Origin of the sequence: Streptomyces sp. LS1784 (genome assembly GCF_020103755.1) — a bacterium.
GTDB lineage: Bacteria > Actinomycetota > Actinomycetes > Streptomycetales > Streptomycetaceae > Kitasatospora.
The window spans coordinates 1-1,139 of sequence record NZ_JAHSQD010001104.1 but is presented as its reverse complement, the minus strand read 5'-3'; the positions used below and the strand labels follow the sequence as shown (position 1 = coordinate 1,139).

The 1,139-nt window shown below is 78.1% G+C and carries 1 protein-coding gene; it reads right to left on the bottom strand.

What is annotated here, in order from left to right; translation table 11 throughout:
• On the bottom strand, positions 1 to 1,139 hold a 1,139-nt coding region (locus KS423_RS45945), incomplete at both ends, for a HAMP domain-containing sensor histidine kinase (protein WP_224285583.1).

Here is a 1,139-nt window from a genome sequence, read left to right as displayed (position 1 = left end):
CGCCGTCGGCCGCCCCGCGCGGGCTCCGCCTCCTGCGGCCGGGTGCGCAGCCGCAGCCGGGTCTCGGCGCCGCCGAGCACCGCGGAGCGGCCGAGCGCGACGTCGCCGCCGGTGGACTCGGCGAGCTTGCGGACGATGTCCAGGCCGAGACCGGTGGAACCCTCCCCGCCGTGCCCCTCGCCGCGCTTGAGGGCGGCGGCCGGGTCGCTGTACCCCGGTCCGGCGTCCCCGACCAGCACGATCACCGAGCAGTCGGTGGCCAGCACGTCCACCGAGAAGGCGGTGCCGACCGCGGTGTGCCGGAAGACGTTGCCGAGCAGCGCGTCGACGGCGGCCGCCAGGTCCCCGCGCTGGACGGGCACCGGCGAGGCCCGCTCGGCGCCGGCCAGCTGCCAGCGGCGCCCCTCGTCCTCGGCCAGCGCCGACCAGAAGGCGACCCGCTCCCGGATCACCTCGGCCGCGTCGCAGCCGACGGCGACGGCGGGCGCGTCCTCGGGGGCGCGGCGGGCCGAGCGGATGATCTGGTCGACCTCGCGCTCCAGCTGGGCGACCGCGTGCCGGGTGGCGTCGGCCGCGTCGCCCTCGCCGAGCGAGGCGGCGTTGAGCCGCAGCACGGTCAGCGGGGTGCGCAGCCGGTGCGACAGGTCGGCGGCCAGTTCCCGTTCGGCGGCGAGGAGTTGGACCACCCGGTCGGCCATGGTGTTGAACGCGTAACCGGCCTCGCGCAGCTCCTCGGGGCTGCCCTCGACCTGCTTGCCCTCCACCGGGACCCGCACCGAGAGGTTCCCGGCGCCGAGCGAGCGGGCGGCGGCGGCCAGCTTCCGCGCGGAGGCGACGATGCGGCTGCCCATCCGGTCGGCGACCAGCACCGAGATGGCGACCAGGCCGAGCGCCACGGCGGAGAGCACCTGCCAGGCCGTGGCGACGCCCCGGGTGAGGTCGCTCTCGGCCACGAACACCTCGACCACCGCGGTCCGCCCGGTGTCCACCGCGACCGGCTGGAGCAGGGCGTACCCGCCGGCCACCTTCACGGTGAACGAACGGCCCTGCCCGCCGGCCGTGGCCACGTCGGCCGCGGTGGCGCGTCCCTCCCCCAGCGTCGGCCCCCCGGGCTCGCCGGTCCCGGCGGCCGCGGCCGT